General features: G+C 67.0%; 16 protein-coding genes. 9 read left to right on the top strand and 7 right to left on the bottom strand.

Annotation, left to right across the window (positions count from 1 at the left end; translation table 11 throughout):
- Nucleotides 1-13 precede the first annotated feature (13 nt).
- Together AC07WS_RS05875 and AC07WS_RS05870 are read right to left on the bottom strand one after the other, a co-directional pair.
- Nucleotides 14-520: a GAF domain-containing protein gene (locus AC07WS_RS05875; RefSeq protein WP_494728154.1), complete on the bottom strand. Its 507-nt coding sequence runs from the start codon at nucleotides 518-520 to the stop codon at nucleotides 14-16.
- A gap of 68 nt (nucleotides 521-588) precedes the next feature.
- The gene (locus tag AC07WS_RS05870; protein WP_494728153.1) at nucleotides 589-1,479 is read right to left on the bottom strand and encodes a LysR family transcriptional regulator; all 891 of its coding nucleotides are present in this window, start codon (nucleotides 1,477-1,479) and stop codon (nucleotides 589-591) included.
- 89 nt (nucleotides 1,480-1,568) lie between these two features.
- Here AC07WS_RS05870 and AC07WS_RS05865 point away from each other — a divergent pair, with 89 nt between their 5' ends.
- The 3 genes from AC07WS_RS05865 to AC07WS_RS05855 all read left to right on the top strand — a co-directional run bounded on the left by AC07WS_RS05865 (nucleotide 1,569) and on the right by AC07WS_RS05855 (nucleotide 3,425).
- On the top strand, nucleotides 1,569-2,543 hold the full coding sequence (locus AC07WS_RS05865; protein WP_494728152.1) for an aldo/keto reductase: 975 nt from the start codon (nucleotides 1,569-1,571) through the stop codon (nucleotides 2,541-2,543).
- Nucleotides 2,544-2,765: 222 nt separating this feature from the next.
- Entirely contained in the window at nucleotides 2,766-2,897 is a 132-nt protein-coding gene (locus AC07WS_RS05860; protein ID WP_494728151.1) for a hypothetical protein, read from the top strand.
- Between the two features lie 168 nt (nucleotides 2,898-3,065).
- The gene (locus AC07WS_RS05855; RefSeq protein ID WP_494728150.1) at nucleotides 3,066-3,425 is read left to right on the top strand and encodes a KGG domain-containing protein; all 360 of its coding nucleotides are present in this window, start codon (nucleotides 3,066-3,068) and stop codon (nucleotides 3,423-3,425) included.
- An 81-nt stretch (nucleotides 3,426-3,506) separates the two neighbouring features.
- Here the strand turns inward: AC07WS_RS05855 and AC07WS_RS05850 are convergent, their stop codons facing one another.
- Nucleotides 3,507-4,004: a pyridoxamine 5'-phosphate oxidase family protein gene (locus AC07WS_RS05850; RefSeq protein WP_494728149.1), complete on the bottom strand. Its 498-nt coding sequence runs from the start codon at nucleotides 4,002-4,004 to the stop codon at nucleotides 3,507-3,509.
- 168 nt (nucleotides 4,005-4,172) lie between these two features.
- On the opposite strand from AC07WS_RS05850, the gene AC07WS_RS05845 reads away from it, so the two are divergent.
- From AC07WS_RS05845 to AC07WS_RS05820, 6 genes are all read left to right on the top strand, one after another.
- Nucleotides 4,173-4,820: a PepSY-associated TM helix domain-containing protein gene (locus AC07WS_RS05845; RefSeq protein WP_494728148.1), complete on the top strand. Its 648-nt coding sequence runs from the start codon at nucleotides 4,173-4,175 to the stop codon at nucleotides 4,818-4,820.
- A gap of 18 nt (nucleotides 4,821-4,838) precedes the next feature.
- Entirely contained in the window at nucleotides 4,839-5,354 is a 516-nt protein-coding gene (locus AC07WS_RS05840) for a DUF2271 domain-containing protein (protein WP_494728147.1), read from the top strand.
- A gap of 9 nt (nucleotides 5,355-5,363) precedes the next feature.
- Nucleotides 5,364-6,185 carry a DUF4198 domain-containing protein gene (locus AC07WS_RS05835; RefSeq protein WP_494728146.1) on the top strand — a complete coding sequence of 274 codons (822 nt, stop codon included), beginning with the start codon at nucleotides 5,364-5,366 and terminating at the stop codon, nucleotides 6,183-6,185.
- A gap of 17 nt (nucleotides 6,186-6,202) precedes the next feature.
- Nucleotides 6,203-7,213 carry an FAD:protein FMN transferase gene (locus AC07WS_RS05830; RefSeq protein WP_494728145.1) on the top strand — a complete coding sequence of 337 codons (1,011 nt, stop codon included), beginning with the start codon at nucleotides 6,203-6,205 and terminating at the stop codon, nucleotides 7,211-7,213.
- Nucleotides 7,210-8,574: a sulfite reductase subunit alpha gene (locus AC07WS_RS05825; protein ID WP_494728144.1), complete on the top strand. Its 1,365-nt coding sequence runs from the start codon at nucleotides 7,210-7,212 to the stop codon at nucleotides 8,572-8,574. The genes AC07WS_RS05830 and AC07WS_RS05825 overlap by 4 nt, the downstream gene beginning before the upstream one ends.
- 349 nt (nucleotides 8,575-8,923) lie before the next feature.
- Nucleotides 8,924-11,635, top strand: a complete 2,712-nt coding sequence (locus AC07WS_RS05820) for a TonB-dependent receptor (protein WP_494728143.1) — start codon at nucleotides 8,924-8,926, stop codon at nucleotides 11,633-11,635.
- Between the two features lie 81 nt (nucleotides 11,636-11,716).
- On the opposite strand, the gene AC07WS_RS05815 is transcribed toward AC07WS_RS05820, so the two are convergent.
- From AC07WS_RS05815 to AC07WS_RS05800, 4 genes are all read right to left on the bottom strand, one after another.
- Nucleotides 11,717-13,021 (bottom strand): DUF2325 domain-containing protein, encoded by a 1,305-nt coding sequence (locus tag AC07WS_RS05815; RefSeq protein WP_494728142.1) that lies wholly within the window; start codon nucleotides 13,019-13,021, stop codon nucleotides 11,717-11,719.
- A gap of 14 nt (nucleotides 13,022-13,035) precedes the next feature.
- Entirely contained in the window at nucleotides 13,036-13,368 is a 333-nt protein-coding gene (locus AC07WS_RS05810) for a hypothetical protein (protein WP_494728141.1), read from the bottom strand.
- Nucleotides 13,369-13,475: 107 nt separating this feature from the next.
- The gene (gene hemP / locus AC07WS_RS05805) at nucleotides 13,476-13,670 is read right to left on the bottom strand and encodes a hemin uptake protein HemP (protein WP_494728140.1); all 195 of its coding nucleotides are present in this window, start codon (nucleotides 13,668-13,670) and stop codon (nucleotides 13,476-13,478) included.
- Nucleotides 13,671-13,831: 161 nt separating this feature from the next.
- The gene (locus tag AC07WS_RS05800; RefSeq protein ID WP_494728927.1) at nucleotides 13,832-14,629 is read right to left on the bottom strand and encodes a Crp/Fnr family transcriptional regulator; all 798 of its coding nucleotides are present in this window, start codon (nucleotides 14,627-14,629) and stop codon (nucleotides 13,832-13,834) included.
- Between the last annotated feature and the right edge of the window lie 126 nt (nucleotides 14,630-14,755).

The raw sequence follows: 14,755 nt of genomic DNA, 5'->3' as shown, positions 1-14,755 counted from the left end.
GCAGATCCGCCGCTCAGGCCAGCGTGGCTTCGAGGATCTGGACCAGGGCCTCGATGCCGTCGGCGTCGGTCTGGTCGAAGCGGTTCGGCAGCGGGCTGTCGAGATCGAACACGCCGACGATCGCGCCGCCGGCGCCGCGCACCGGCACCACCAGCTCGGAGCGCGAGTTGACGTCGCAGGCGATGTGGCCGGGGAAGGCGTGCACGTCAGGCACGACGATGGACTTGCCTTCGACCACGGTGGTGCCGCACACGCCGCGCCCCTTCTTGATGCGGATGCAGGCCGGCTTGCCCTGGAACGGCCCCAGCACCAGCTCCTCGCCCTTGAGGAAGTAGAAGCCGGCCCAGTTCAGGCCCGGCATGCTGTTGAAGACCAGCGAGCTGAAGTTGGCGGTGTTGGCGATCAGGTCGGTTTCGCCGTGCACCAGGCCGGTCAACTGCGAGCGCAGGTCGTCGAACATGGCGCGCTTGGCTTCGGGAGTGTCGGTGCCGTAGGCGGTGTCGTTGAGGGTGAAAGTCATGGTGGTGTTCCATCAAAAAAATTTGCCAGGACGGTATGGTAGCCGTTTCCGCGCCCGGCCGCAGCGCTTCATGCCAAGGTCTGGGCCGCCAGGCGCCGCAGCAGGGCCTCGGCGGGGTGGCCCTCGGCCACGATCAGGCCCAGGCCGGCGGCCAGCTCGTCGCCCTCCTTGAGCTTGCGGTAGGCCACGCCCGTCCGGCTGATCGCCGCGAACGAGGCCGGCAGCAGCGCCATGCCCTTGCCGGCCGCCACGTCGCTGAGCAGCACGTGGTGGTCGTGCGGCTCCAGCAGGAAGCGCGGCGCGAAGCCGTGGCGGCGGAACACGGCGTGGCTGTGGTCGAAGAAGGCCGGCTGGCGCGCCCGTTCGAACCAGTACACCGGCTGGTCCTGCAGGTCGGCCAGCGACAGGCTGCGGCGCCTGGCCAGCGGATGGCGGCTCGACAGCGCCACCAGCGTCGGCTGCTTGCCCAGTTGCTGCACCGGCAGGTCGAAGGTCTTGGTCGGCAGCGCGATGATGGCCGCGTCCAGCCGCCGCGCGCGCAGGCGGGCGACCAGGCGCGGCGAGGCGTCGAACAAGGTCTCCAGCGCGCCCGCCCGGCCGTCGCCGAGCTCGGCCGAGATGCCGTCGGTGAAGGCGCGGTACAGGTCGGACTCCATCGACGAGGTCATGCCCAGCCGCAGGCGCAGGGCCGGCTGCGGCACTTGCAGCGCCTGCTCGGCCTCGTCCAGCAGCGCCAGGATGCGCAGCGCGCGCGGCAGCAGCTCGGTGGCGGCCGGCGTCAGCGCCACATGCTGGGTGTCGCGCTCGAACAGCTTGGCGCCCAGGCGATCCTCCAGCTGGCGCACGGCGCGGCTCAGGGGCGGCTGCGTCATGTGCAGCTGTTCGGCGGCCTGGCGGAAGTTCAGGCACTGGGCCACGGCGACAAACATCTGTAAAGCGTGCGTATCGAGTTTTCTCATGATACTGAAAAGGTATCACGATTTTGCACATTCCGCACGCCGCCCGCGCTGGCTAGACTCGGCGCCATCAACCAACAACGGAGGTCTGCATGAAGAAATTATCGGCATTATCGGGGATCGGTCTGGGCTGCATGGGCATGTCGGAGTTCTACGGCAGCACCGACGACACGCAATCGCTGGCCACGCTGGAGGCCGCCTACGAGGCCGGCGTCACGCTGTACGACACGGCCGATTCCTACGGCGCCGGCCACAACGAGGAGCTGCTGGGCCGCTTCCTGCGCGGCAAGCGCGAGCGGCTGACGCTGGCCACCAAGTTCGGCCTGGTGCGCAAGCCCGGCAACTACGAGCGCCGCATCGACAACTCGCCGGCCTACATCCGCGAGGCCTGCGAGGCCTCGCTGCGCCGGCTGGGTGTCGAGCATATCGATTTATACTATATGCATCGTTTGAACCTGGCGGAGACGCCGCTGGAAGAGTCGATGGAGGCGCTGGCGCAACTGGTGCGCGAGGGCAAGATCGGCGGCATCGGCCTGTGCGAGGTGTCGCCCGCCACCCTGCGGCGCGCCGCCGCCGTGCATCCGGTGGCCGCCGTGCAGAGCGAATACTCGCTGTGGACGCGCGACCCGGAAGACGGCGTGTTGCAGGCCTGCCGCGATGTGGGCGCCGCCTTCTGCGCCTACAGCCCGCTGGGGCGCGGCTTCCTGACCGGCAAGGTGATGCCGCTGGAGGAGGGCGACTTCCGCAAGTTCAGCCCGCGCTTCGCGGAAGACAATATGGCGGCCAACCAGCGCATCGTCGACATCGTGCGCGAGATCGCCGCCGCCAAGGGCTGCACGCCGGCCCAGCTGGCGCTGGCGTGGCTGCTGGCGCAGGGCGAGGCGCACGGCGTTGACATCGTGGCGATTCCCGGCACCAAGCGCATCACCTACCTGCTGGAGAACCTGGGCGCGCTGCGCGTGGAGCTGAGCGGCGAGGAACTGGCGCGCATCGGTTCGGCGCTGCCGCCCGGCATGGCCGCCGGCGAACGCTATCCGCTGGAGGGCATGAAGGGACTGAACTCCTAGCGATTCCTAGTCGTTTTCGGTGACACTCCTACGCTCGTTCTAGGCAGTCTCCGATGGCGTGCGCGCGCAGCTCGCGATACGCTGGAGGGCAGTGCGTCGCGGCGGGCCCGCCGCGCGCGTTTGTTGACCATCGAAAATGGATTACCTATGCCGACCAGAAAAAAGAACGCCGTCCTACCGCGTCAGGGGAAATCGAGAACATCGTCCAGGGGAGAAAACGCAGTGCCATACGGGCCGCCAAGGCTGTCGCCGGAAATCGAGGCGATGCTGATGGTGGGCGAGGAACACGTCATCATCAATCAGGAGGTGAACGACAACATCGGCTTCATGGCGGAACTGATCGATCCGGTCTGAGCCGGCCGTTGCGAGGGACATTCGCTTGGCCGTGCTGCCGGTACGCGGAATGGTCCTACGTCGTTGTCTGCATGCGTCCTACATTGTGTGGTTGGGTCGTGAACTACGATGACTGCTCCTGCGCAGCAAGCAGGATCTGGCAACAGTCAAGTTCAACAGGAGGCTATCATGGCGACTTCCAACCAGGACCACGATCAGGGCGGCAAGCAGGGCGACAAGTCCGGCAGCCAGCAGAAGGACACCAGCAAACGCGGCTTCGCTTCCATGGATCCGGCGCAGCAGCGTGAGATCGCGGCCGAAGGCGGCCGCGCCGCCCACGAGAAAGGCACGGCGCACGAATTCACTTCCGAAGAAGCGCGCCGGGCCGGCAGCATGAGCCACAAGAACGATGCCCGCAGCAGCCAGAGCAGTTCGCCCGGCAGCGCATCGCAGAGCGGCGGCAAGCAGGACGAGGACGAGAACAGCAAGAGCGGCCGCAGCGGTTCCAGCCGTTCGGGATCGTCGGGCGGTTCCGCTTCCAAGTCCTGAACGCTGAGCGTTAAATGACCCGCCGGCACTGAACGCGTTACGCAGCGCGTCCAGTGCCGGCGGTTTTTTCGCGCGCGGCGGTCACAGGCAGATGGTGGTGTGCTGTCCCATCGGCTGCGGCGTCCTGCCGCTGATGGCGGAGCGGGCCAGCTGCAGCAGCTGCTTCATCTTGCCGGCGCCGGCATCCCAATACTCGGCGGTCTGCACGCGCACCCGTATCAGCGCCAGGTGCGGATCGTCCAGCCCGCCGGGAAACCAGCCGCGCACCATCGGGTGCCACAGCTCGCGCGCCTTGGCGCGGTCCTTCACGATGCAGGCCTGGCCGGACACCGACAGGTACAGGTTCTCCTTCGGGTTGGCAAAACTGATGCTGACGCCGGGATGTTGTTGCAGGGCGGCGCTGAAGTCGACGTCGTCCGAGGTGAAGAACCAGAGGTTGCCTTCGTTGTCGATCTGCTGCGTGGGCAGCGGACGGCAGGTGAGCACGTTCTGGTCGTCGGTCGTGGTGAACATGCCCACCGGCACATCCTTGATCCGGGCGGCGAGGGCGTGGATCTGTTCCTGATTGTAGAGCGGCATGATGCACCTCCGTGATGAGTATGGACGGTCACCCCACCTTAGCCGTCCGCGGGCGGGCGCACCGTGCGTGACTTCACGTAGTTTTACATTTGCGATACATGATGGCGATTGACTTCGCAAATGATAATCATTATCATCTGCGTTTATTCCAATGAAGAAGGACAGCCCTTGAGCGCCCAAGCCGCAGCCTCCGCCCGCAACGCCAGCCGTGCCGTTTGGCTCAAGCATCTGCACCAATGGCACTGGGTCAGTTCGGCGATGTGCTTGATGGGCATGTTTTTGTTCGCCATCACCGGCATCACGCTGAACCACTCGTCGCAGATCGAGGCCAAGCCGGCCGTGGTGCGCCAGCAGGCCAGCGCGCCGGCCGCGCTGACGGCGCAGCTGCGCGCCTACGCCGCCGAACACGACGGCGCCAGGGAGCCGCTGCCGGCCGCCGCCGAGCAATGGCTGCGCGACACCTGGAAGCTGCAGGCCGGCGGCCGCGTGGCCGAATGGGCCGTCGACGAGGTCTACCTGCCGCTGCCCAAGGCCGGCGGCGACGCCTGGGTGCGCATCGCGCTGGAGGATGGCGCGGCCGAATACGAAAACACCGACCGCGGCTGGATCTCCTGGCTCAACGACGTGCACAAGGGCCGCAACACCGGCACGGCCTGGAACTGGTTCATCGACATCTTCGCCGGCGCCTGCCTGGTGTTCTGCATCACCGGCCTGCTGATCCTGAAATTCCACGCGGCCAACCGGCCGTTCACCTGGCCGATGGTGGGCCTGGGCGTCCTGATTCCGTTTGTTATCGCACTGCTGTTCATCCATTAATCTCACGACAGGTCCTCCATGAAACTACGCTATTCCATCGCCCTCAGCCTGCCGCTGGCCAGCGCCACGGCCATGGGCGCCGAGCTCGCGCTCAAGCTCGAACTGCCGCAGCTGAACGTGGCCGAATATCACCGCCCCTATATCGCCGCGTGGCTGGAAAACGCCGACCAGAAAGTGGTGGCCAACCTGGCCGTGTTGTACGACGTCAAGAAGAAGGACAACGCCGGCACCAAGTGGTTGAAGGATGTCCGCCAGTGGTGGCGCAAGAGCGGCCGCGACCTGGCGATGCCGATGGACGGCGTGAGCGGCGCGACCAGGGCGCCGGGCGAACAGTCGCTGAGCTTCCCGGGCGCCAAGGCCGCGCTGGACAAGCTGCCGGCCGGCCAGTACACGCTGGTGGTGGAGGCGGCGCGCGAGGCGGGCGGCCGCGAGGCGGTCAAGGTGCCGCTGCAATGGCCGCCGAAGTCGGCGCAGAATGTGAGCGGCCAGGGCAAGGAAGAGCTGGGCGCCGTGGTGGTTCAACTCAAACCTTAAGGCCCGGCCATGAAACTGTATAAATCGTTTATCGCGTTGGCGCTGGCCGGCCTGTCGCTGAGCGCGCAGGCGCACAAGCCGTGGCTGCTGCCATCGTCCACCCTCGTCGAAGGCAAGGAAGCCTGGGTGACGGTGGACGCCGCCATTTCCGAAGGCTTGTTCGATATCGACCACCAGCCGCTCAAGCTGGACGGCATCGTCATCACCGGCCCGGACGGCGGCAAGCTGGACATGGAAAACGTCAACAACGGCAAGCTGCGCAACACCTTCGACCTCAAGCTGCCCAAGCCGGGCACCTACCGCATCGCGCTGGTGTCGCAGAGCGTGATGGGCAGCTACAAGAGCAAGGAGGGCGAGATGAAGCGCTTCCGCGGCAGCGAGGAAGCGCTGGCCAGGGACGTGCCGGCCGACGCCACCGACGTCAAGCTGACGCGCATCCAGAGCCGGCTGGAGACCTTCGTGTCCGCCGGCACGCCGGACATGGCGGTGTTCAAGCCGAGCGGCGTGGGCCTGGAGCTGGTGCCGGTGACGCACCCGAACGATATGCGCGCGGGCGAGAAGGCCACCTGGCGCTTCCTGCTGGACGGCAAGCCGGCCGCCAACCAGGGCTTCAGCCTGATTCCGGGCGGCGTGCGCTATCGCGGCACGCTGGGCGAGCTGCGCAAGAGCACCGACGCCAACGGCGAGGCGAGCTTCGAGCTGCCGGCGGCGGGCATGTACCTGGTCAGCAGCGCCTGGCCGGCCGCCGCGCCGCAGTCGCCGGGCCAGCCGCCGCAGATGCCGCCGCGCCGCGTCAGCTACGCGGCGACCGTGGAAATCCTGCCGCAATAAGGCGCGGTAGGCTTGCCATGCGCCGGGTGCTGCTGCCTCATATTGTGTCCGAAGACCCGGCGCCCGCCGGCGGCGTGATCCGCGATTTCGGCGGCCGCAGCATGGGCACCAGCTGGTCGGTGCGCCTGGTGTGTGCGCCGGACGACACCTGCGCCCAGTTGCAGCAGGGCTTGCAGCAACAGCTGGACGCCGTGGTGGCCGAGATGAGCCACTGGGAAAGCGATTCCGACCTGGGCCGTTTCAACCGCGCCGCAGCGGGCAGCTGGCAGCAGCTGCCGCCGGCGTTCTTCGACGTGCTGGCGTTTGCGCTGGAGGTGGCGCGCGAGTCCGGCCGCGCCTGCGATCCGTGCGCCGGCGCGCTGGTCAACCTGTGGGGCTTCGGCCCGCACGGCAGGTTCGGGCAGCCGGATTTCGCGCCGCCGTCGGCCGCGCACATCGGCGCGGCCTTGGCCCTGCAGCCCGCGCTGCTCGACCGCGAGGGCCGCCGCGCCTGGCAGCCGGGCGGGGTGCAGCTGGACCTGTCGGCCGTGGCCAAGGGCTACGGCGTGGACCGGCTGGCGTACTTCCTGACGTCGCAGGGCTACGCGCACTGCCTGGTCGAAGTCGGCGGCGAGCTGCGCGGCGCCGGCGTCAAGCCGGACGGCCAGCCGTGGTGGGTGGCGCTGGAGCAGGCGGGCGCCGCCGGCGCGTCGCAGCCGGACGAGCTGGTGCTGGCGCTGCATGGCTTGTCGGTGGCGACCTCGGGCGACTACCGCCGCTATTTCGAGCTGGACGGACGGCGCTATTCCCACACCATCGACCCGCGCAACGGCATGCCGATCGCCAACGGCCTGGCTGCCGTCACCGTGGTGCATCCGCAATGCATGGCGGCCGACGCCTGGTCCACCGCGCTGACGGTGCTCGGTTGCGAGCAAGGCCTGCGACTGGCCGAGCGGCAGGGCCTGGCCGTCCGTTTCGTGGTCCGCCGGGCGGACGGCGGATTCACCGAACACATGAGTACCCATTTACGCAGCATGCTCGACGAATGATCTGGACCAACGACCCCACCCGACTGATGCTGGCGGCCGGCCTGACGCTGAGCTACGCGCTGGTCTGCCTGGCGCCCTACCTGCGCACGCGCCGCAAGCGGCTGGCCGCGCTGCGCGCCAGGGCCGAGGCGGCCGCCCATCCCGGCTGGATCGTCGCCTACGCCAGCCAGACCGGCAACGCCGAGGAACTGGCCGGCCAGACGCTGGCGACCCTGCGCCTGGCCGGCATCGCCGCGCAGCTGAGCGAGTTGTCCGAGCTGCAAGCGGCGGACCTGCAACGCGCCGAGCGCATCCTGTTCCTGGTCAGCACCTACGGCGAGGGCGACGCGCCGGACGCCGCCGCCGCCTTCGCCGGCCGCCTGATGAGCAACGGCCTGGCGCTGCCGCAATTGCACTACGCCGTGCTGGCGCTGGGCGACCGCGCCTACGCCCGGTTCTGCGGCTTCGGCCGCGCGCTGGACCAGTGGCTGCAGGCGCAGGGCGCGCACAGCCTGTTCCCGCGCATCGAGGTGGACCGCAGCTCGGCCGGGGCCATCGGCGCCTGGCGCCAGCAGCTCAGCCATCTGGCCGGCACCAGCGATGCGCCGGACTGGAGCGCGCCAGCCTTCGCAGCCTGGCGCCTGGCCGAGCGCGTGCTGCTCAACCCGGGCAGCGCCGGCGCGCCACTCTACCATCTGGAGCTGGAGCCGTTGGACGGCGCCTTGCCGGCTTGGGAGTCGGGCGACCTGGTGCAGGTCTGCGCGCCCGCCGATCCCGAGCGCGCCCGCGAATACTCGATCGCCTCGATCCCGGCCGACGGCCGCGTGCACCTGCTGGTGCGCCTGCACACGCACGCGGACGGCAGCCACGGCGCCGCCTCCGGCTGGCTGACGCAGCAGGCGGGCCTGGGCCAGACCATCCAGCTGCGCCTGCGCCAGCACCGCCGCTTCCGGCTGGAGGACAACGCGCAGCGGCCGCTGATCCTGATCGGCAACGGCAGCGGCATCGCCGGCCTGCGCGGCCACCTGAAGGCGCGCGCGGCGTCCGGACGGGCCCGCAACTGGCTGCTGTTCGGCGAACGCAACGCCGCGCACGACGCCCATTACCGCGACCAGCTGGCGACGTGGCAGCTGCACGGCAAGCTGGAAAAACTGGACCTGGTGTACTCGCGCGACCAGCCGCAGCGCCGCTACGTGCAGCACCGCCTGGCCGAGCAGGCGGACGTGCTGCGCGCCTGGGTCGAGGCCGGCGCGGCCATCTATGTGTGCGGCAGCCTGGACGGCATGGCGGCCGGCGTCGACACCGCCCTGGCCGCCGCGCTGGGCCGCGAAGCGCTGGATCAGCTGGCCGCCGCCGGCCGCTACCGGCGCGACGTTTATTGATGTTTTATTACAACGCACCACGATAGTGCAAATTTGATCGTTCTGAAAATATCAAAATATTACGTTTTATCCATATATTATTGAATAAATACTGAAATTTAATTCTGTCATAAGCCTCGCAAGGCAAACTTGTGAGGTTTGTTCTAATTTTGCTTCAACTATGTATCAAAATGTACGGTCAGGCCCGATAATTCTATTATCGAAGAGCAATGTTGGTCACTTCGACTCCCTGACTTTCGGTGCATCTTCGGTTTGCAGTCGTAACACAGCGGTATGGCATTGCTCTCGATTTTTACGTTTTTAATCGGGAGTTTGAATGGTATTGCAAGAAAAAATCGGTGTACGTTCCGTGCGTATCGCCCTGAGCGTGCTGACCGGTACAGTACTGATCGCTGGCCAGGCCTTTGCAGACGAGGCTATCCAGAAAGTTGAAATCACCGGCTCGAGCATCAAGCGCATCGCCGTCGAAGGCGCGTTGCCAGTGCAGCGCCTGTCGCAAGAACAAATCGCCAAGACCGGCGCCACCACCGTTGCCGACCTGATCCAATCGCTGCCTGCGATGCAGGGCTTCAGCATCGCCGCCACCGCGGCCGGTTCGAACTCGGGCGGCATCGTGTCCGCCTCGATCCACAACATCGGCGAGAGCTACACCCTGGTCCTGCTGGATGGCCGCCGCATCGCGCCGACCGGCTCGGGCAGCATCATCAACCTGAACTCCATTCCGATGAGCGCCGTTGAGCGCGTCGAGATCCTGACCGACGGCGCCTCCGCCCTGTACGGTTCGGACGCGATCGCCGGCGTGATCAACTTCATCCTGAAGAAGAACGCCCAGGGCGGCACCATCGACGCCACCTGGTCGCAGCCGACCAGCGGCCGTCCAGGCCAGTCGTACAACACCAACCTGACCTACGGCTTCGGCGACCTGCAGGAAGACCGCTTCAACATCCTGGCGACCTACCGCCACGACGAGCAGGGCCCGGTCAAGGCCACCGACCGCTCGTTCGCGTCGACCTCGTACATCCCGTTCAACTACAACGGCCACAACTACATCTACGACCGCACCAGCCCGGCGGCCGCGCCGGCCAACGTCGGCGTGACCTTCAACAAGGGCCTGGCGCCGATCGGCTTCAGCCCTTACCTGGCGCAGAACGGCAGCTGCCCGAAGCAGACCTACCTGAGCCTGAACAACACGGCCGACACCCGCAACTGCTCGTTCGACTCGACCCCGGCGGTGGAAATCTCGCCGCAGAACAAGCGTGACAGCTTCTTCACCAAGGCCCAGTACAAGGCCAGCGACGACATCACCGTGTTCGCCGAGATGGCGCTGTCGCGCCTGGACCTGACCGCGCGCATCGCGCAGAACATCGCGCCGTTCACCATCGCGCCGGGTTCGGATCGCTACAACACCTACGTGCTGCCTTACCTGACCCCTGAGCAGGCGGCCAACGTCAAGCAGGTGTCGGGCAGCTACCGCACCTACGACTGGGGCACCCGCGACAGCCAGACCATCACCGACGCCCAGCACCTGGTGGTCGGCGCGGACGGCGAGATCGGCGGCTGGAGCTTCGGCACCGGCCTGACCTGGTCGCGCAACAAGCTCGACGAGCGCTATGTCGGCGGCTACGCGATGACCAAGGAATTCAAGGACATGTTGGCCACCAACGCCTTCAATCCGTTCGCGCCGATCGGCAGCCAGAGCGACGCCACCAAGGCGCAGATCGCCAACTCGATCTTCCATGGTTCGATCCGCGAAGCGTCGACCACGCTCAAGGGCGTGGACGCGCACGGTTCGCGTGAAGTGTTCACGCTGCCGGGCGGCGCCGCCAACCTGGGTGTCGGCGCCGACTACCGCGAGTACGCCTACCAGCAGACCCCATCGGCCGCCGCGGCCAGCGGCATGGTCTACAACCTGAGCGCGCCAGCCGCGTACGACATGAAGCGCGCCTCGTACGGCGTGTTCGGCGAGCTGCTGGCGCCGGTGACCAAGGAGCTGGAAGTGACCCTGGCCGGCCGCTATGACAGCATCGACGGCGTCGACAACCTGCTGGCGCACCGCAAGATGGGCGAGACCCAGTCGGCCAGCACCTACAAGGTGTCGGCCCGCTGGCAGCCTGCCAAGACCCTGCTGTTCCGCGGCTCCTACGGCACCGGCTTCAAGGCGCCGAGCATGCTCGAGATCGGCCAGCCGCTGGTCAGCGCCGGCGTGACCGCCAACAGCTACGCCTGCCCGTTCCCGGGCACCGACCTGTGCCGTCCGGGCAATGTGCAGTACAACGTGCTGTCCGGCGGTAACGAGCAGCTCAAGCCCGAGCGTTCCAAGCAGTACTCGATCGGCTTCCGCGTCGAGCCTAGCCCGTCGTTCTCGTTCGGCGCCGACCTGTGGGACGTGAAGATCACCGACGCCGTGTCGTCGATCAGCGAGCAGCAGATCTTCGCCGACCCGGCCAAGTTCCGCAGCCTGTTCAGCACCTTCACCGAGCCATCGACCGGCAACACCTACTGGGCGATGAAGAACCTGTCGATCAACATCGGCAAGACCCACAACCAGGGTATCGACTATGACATGGTGGGCCGCCATAAGTTCTCGTTCGGTCAGCTGACCGCCAACCTGAACGGCACCTACCTGATGAAGTCGGACTACACCCGTCCGGGCACCGACGGCGACTGGACCAGCGACCTGAACTTCTTCGGCGTCGACAACAAGGTAGCCTTCCGCCACATCGTGCGCGCCGCGCTGACGCTGGATACCGGCAAGCTGAGCAACACGCTGAGCGCCAACTACCGCAACGGCTACCGCGACGCGCAAGCGACCGTGCGCAACGTCGACAGCGGCAAGGACGAAGCCATCCGCCTGTGGGTGCCGTCGTACCTGACGATCGACTGGCAGGGCAAGCTGGCGCTGACCAAGACCGCGTCGATCCGCATGGGCGTGAAGAACCTGCTGGACCGTGAGCCGCCGCTGTCGCTGCGCGCCTCGTCGGGCCACCAGGTCGGCTACGATCCGCGCTACACCGACCAGATGGGCCGCACCGTCTACCTGACCGGCACGCTGGCGTTCTAAGCTGCCGAACGCGCAAAAAGCCCCGTGTGTGCTTGCGACGGCCAAGGCCGCCGCAAAGCCACACGGGGCTTTTTTGCGTGCTTACTCCGCGCCCGCTTGTTCGAGGCCGCGCGCCAGGCTGGAGATGCTGGGGTTGTCGATGAACACGCAGCGCTTGCCGTTGCGCTTGCAGTAGTCCTTGACCCGCCAGTACGCGCTGTGGCTGATGCAGCCGGTCTGGCAGATCACCAGGTCGGCCGCGGCCAGGCTGGCGTCGAGGCGGTTGGCGTTGTCCTCCAGGCCGCCGTCGTGGTGGGCGAACTGCGCGCCTTCGCGCTCGATCAGCTCGCGGTAGGTGGCGACGTTGCCGCTGCGCCCGCCCACGCACAGCACCGCGCGGTCGTTCAGGCTGAGCGGCATGCGCATGACGTGCTCGACGACCTGGCGCGTCTGCTCCGGCGCCGGCGCGGTTTCGGCCGCCGTCTGCGCCTTCGCCAGTTCCAGCCTCAGCTCGGCGATCTGGTTGCGCATGCCGCGTTCCCTTTCCTCCATCTGCATCAAACGCTCGGCCAGCTTGGCGCGGCTCTCCAGGCCGGGGATGGACTCCCGCAACTGTTCCAGTTCGGCCCTGAGCGAATCGATCATGCTGTCCTTGCCGACCGACTGCGCGCGCAGCTGCATCAGCTGCGCCGCGTGCTTCTCGCCGTCCGCGCTCTTGTCGGCCAGCAGGGCGGCGGCGCGCTGCTGGGCCTTGGACAGCTCGTGCGCCAGGCGTGCGTTGTCGGCCAGCGTGGCGTTGAACTTGTGGATGTCGGCGCGCACGCAGGCGCCGGCCTGGTGCTGCACCATGTGCAGGTCGCGGCACATCTGTTCTTCCAGCCCGGCGTTGCAGCGCGGATGCGTCAGGCCGGCCCAGAAGGCGCCGGCGACGTCGCCGTTGGCCACGGCGGCGCGCCACAGCGCGGCCACCTCCGCCGTGCTCTTGGCGGCGCGGAAGCGCAGCAGCACGGCGGCGTAGCGGCGCTCCAGTTCCTTTTGCAGCGCCTCCGACAGGCGGTTGCGGCTGCCGCATTCGGTGACGGCGCCGACATGCACCTCGTAATCGTCGGCCACCACTTTGCCTGACGCGACCTTGTCGACCAGCTTGCGCAGCACGCCCAGCGGGAAGCCGACCCCGACCAGCGGGCAATGGCAGGCGTGGCCGAGCTCCCACAGCCGGCGGCGGCGCGAGGCGTGGGCCTGGTCCAGCGCCTGCGCGACGTTGGTGATGGCGGGCTTGAGCACCTGCTGCTCGGCGCGGCGCGGCGGCGGGGCGGCGGGCGTCGGCGCGCCGGGCGCCAGCGCGCCGGCCACCTGCGGCATGGCGGCGGCGATGATGGCCGCCAGCGGATCGTGTTTGTCGCACATGGCCAGCGCTCTCCTTACGCGGTGGCCGGCGCGGTGCGGGCGCGCGACATGATGCGGCTGAGGAAGTTGCTCTTTTCCTGGGTGTGCAGATTGCGTTCGACCACGGCGGCCCACTGCTCGGACAGCTGCTGGCAGGTGGCGCTGAGCACCGGCGGCAGATCGGGCAGGCCGGCCAGCGCCTTCAGGTGGCGTTCGATCACCGAGGCCAGCTTGACGCAGCCGCCGGCGTCGTCGCTGCCGGCGGTGTAGTGCGACATCAGATGCAGCACGGCGGACAGCATCAGTTCTGGATTGTGTCCGCCGTGCGACGGGGCGAGAAAAATCGGATTGCTACGGTCTATGGCCATCAAACGCTCCTGGGGTTGGTGGAGAGTCTGGCTGGCGGCGCGGCTGGCTACTCGGAGAGGGAGAGGGCGCGCTGGCGCCCTGGTTCACGCACAGTGAACGGTGTCCGTCATGCGGTCAGGATCAGCTTGTTGAGCTGGGTGATGCGCAGGCGGTAGATGCGGCCCGAATGTTCGATCTCGACTTCGCGGCCATCCCCCATCAGGCTGGCGCTGGTGATGCGCTTGGTCGGCACGGCTGCCGGCGCCGCAACGACGGCGGTGGCGTGGATGGCGGGTGGGGTGGCGGGCAAGGTCGTGGTCATCTTCTAGGCTCCATAAATAAGAATGATTCGTATTTGCATTCATTATTGTGGAAGCGCGGGAGGAATGCAAGTGTTATTTGGGAGTTATTTTCCGCCGGGCCGGCGTGGATAAAAAAAGGCCCGGCTGGAGAAACCGGGCCCAAGCTGGGTACGGGAGGTGGTTACAGCGCGGCCAGCAACTGGGCGGGCGCGATGGCATCGTCGCCCTTGGTCTTGGCGGCCGCCTGCTGCTTGGCGCGGGTGCGCGAAGGCGGCAGGCGGCGCAGGGTTTTGAGTGCTTCCGGATCCTTGATGCCGATGGTGCGCTGGTCGACGCTGATCAGGCCGATCTCGTTGAAGGCCGACAGCGTGCGGCTGACCGTTTCCAGCGTCAGGCCCAGGTAGCTGCCGATTTCGTGGCGTGTCATGCGCAGGTTGAACAGCTTGCTGGAATAGCCCATCTGGGCGAAGCGCTCGGCCAGCGACACCAGGAAGCGCGCCACGCGCGCCTCGGCGCTGAGCGCGCCCAGCATGCCGATCATCGCCTGTTCGCGCACCAGCTCGCGGCTCATGACGCCGTACATCATGTTTTCCAGTTCCAGGTGGACGCGGCCGAGCGCGGTCAGCTTCTTGAACGGCAGCAGGATCAGGTCGCAGTCGGACAAGGCCACCGCCTCGGAGGAATAATGGCGGGTGTGGATGCCGTCCACGCCCAGCATGTCGCCCTTCATCGGGAAGCTGAGCACCTGCTCGTTGCCGAACTCGTCGATGAGCACGGTTTTCAGGAAACCCGAGTTGACGATGTACAGCGTGTCGAACGGCTGGCCGATGGTGTGGATGCGCTGGCCGGTCTTGAACTGCACGTGCTGGAACAGCAGCTCCTCGTTGGTGATCGAGCAGGCCGCCGGAATGTGCAGCAGGTCGCAGACTTCCTTCAGGTTCGACCAGAGCCGCCCCTGACGCTGACGGCCCGCCTCCATCGACGAGGACTGCATGGTGGCAGTGGTGGCCGGGCGAATTTCAGACGCTTGCGTAGACAGCATGTTGATCTCCTGTGTACAGGTATTGCTTTTCGAAAGGACGGGAACTGGGCTGCGCCGCGCTGC

The sequence above is a fragment of the Duganella sp. GW821-FHT01E12 genome (genome assembly GCF_059422325.1).
The sequence above is the reverse complement of the archived record's forward strand: the minus strand, read 5'-3'. Positions and strand labels throughout refer to the sequence as shown.

What these genes read in the sequence shown, in the direction of transcription:
- AC07WS_RS05810 (WP_494728141.1), bottom strand. Translation starts at nt 13,368, where the DNA reads ATGGCCATAGACCGTAGCAATCCGATTTTTCTCGCCCCGTCGCACGGC.
- AC07WS_RS05835 (WP_494728146.1), top strand. Translation starts at nt 5,364, where the DNA reads ATGAAACTGTATAAATCGTTTATCGCGTTGGCGCTGGCCGGCCTGTCG.
- AC07WS_RS05815 (WP_494728142.1), bottom strand. Translation starts at nt 13,021, where the DNA reads ATGTGCGACAAACACGATCCGCTGGCGGCCATCATCGCCGCCGCCATG.
- AC07WS_RS05875 (WP_494728154.1), bottom strand. Translation starts at nt 520, where the DNA reads ATGACTTTCACCCTCAACGACACCGCCTACGGCACCGACACTCCCGAA.
- AC07WS_RS05850 (WP_494728149.1), bottom strand. Translation starts at nt 4,004, where the DNA reads ATGCCGCTCTACAATCAGGAACAGATCCACGCCCTCGCCGCCCGGATC.
- AC07WS_RS05855 (WP_494728150.1), top strand. Translation starts at nt 3,066, where the DNA reads ATGGCGACTTCCAACCAGGACCACGATCAGGGCGGCAAGCAGGGCGAC.
- hemP (WP_494728140.1), bottom strand. Translation starts at nt 13,670, where the DNA reads ATGACCACGACCTTGCCCGCCACCCCACCCGCCATCCACGCCACCGCC.
- AC07WS_RS05870 (WP_494728153.1), bottom strand. Translation starts at nt 1,479, where the DNA reads ATGAGAAAACTCGATACGCACGCTTTACAGATGTTTGTCGCCGTGGCC.
- AC07WS_RS05800 (WP_494728927.1), bottom strand. Translation starts at nt 14,629, where the DNA reads ATGGAGGCGGGCCGTCAGCGTCAGGGGCGGCTCTGGTCGAACCTGAAG.
- AC07WS_RS05825 (WP_494728144.1), top strand. Translation starts at nt 7,210, where the DNA reads ATGATCTGGACCAACGACCCCACCCGACTGATGCTGGCGGCCGGCCTG.
- AC07WS_RS05840 (WP_494728147.1), top strand. Translation starts at nt 4,839, where the DNA reads ATGAAACTACGCTATTCCATCGCCCTCAGCCTGCCGCTGGCCAGCGCC.
- AC07WS_RS05830 (WP_494728145.1), top strand. Translation starts at nt 6,203, where the DNA reads ATGCGCCGGGTGCTGCTGCCTCATATTGTGTCCGAAGACCCGGCGCCC.
- AC07WS_RS05865 (WP_494728152.1), top strand. Translation starts at nt 1,569, where the DNA reads ATGAAGAAATTATCGGCATTATCGGGGATCGGTCTGGGCTGCATGGGC.